1 pseudogene is annotated in these 393 nt (G+C 34.4%); it reads right to left on the bottom strand.

Annotated features, from left to right (window positions below):
• Positions 1 to 356 (bottom strand): annotated as a pseudogene (locus tag V7149_RS24060) (ABC transporter permease subunit); the annotation flags it as partial.
• Between the last annotated feature and the right edge of the window lie 37 nt (positions 357 to 393).

Raw genomic sequence — 393 nt, forward strand, 5'->3', positions numbered from 1 at the left:
GATAAGAGGTTCAAAATGAAATTAAAAAGCTTTGTTAATCGAAAACGGCTTACGAAAATACCAAAAATCAAGCTAATAATAATTGAAACATTTACACCTATAAGCATGATTTTTAAACTAGTAAAAAAGTTATTCCGAATATCCTCCGCAATTTCCCGCTGCTGAGTCCCTAACTGATATGTACCAAGGCTACCATTACTGATTTCACTAATAAAATCACCATATATTCTAGGCAATTTTTCGAAATGCCATTCCAGCCGATTCTCAAGCGGATTTACTTCTACTATCATTGGTATTGCAGCAAGAGAAAGGATTAAGAGGAATATGATAACAATTTGCTGTAATGAACGTAACATCTGGATCCCCCATTTATTGCAGATTAACGGGCTGTAA

Source organism: Bacillus sp. JJ1503 (assembly GCF_036965125.1).
Classification (GTDB): Bacteria; Bacillota; Bacilli; order Bacillales; family Cytobacillaceae; genus Cytobacillus.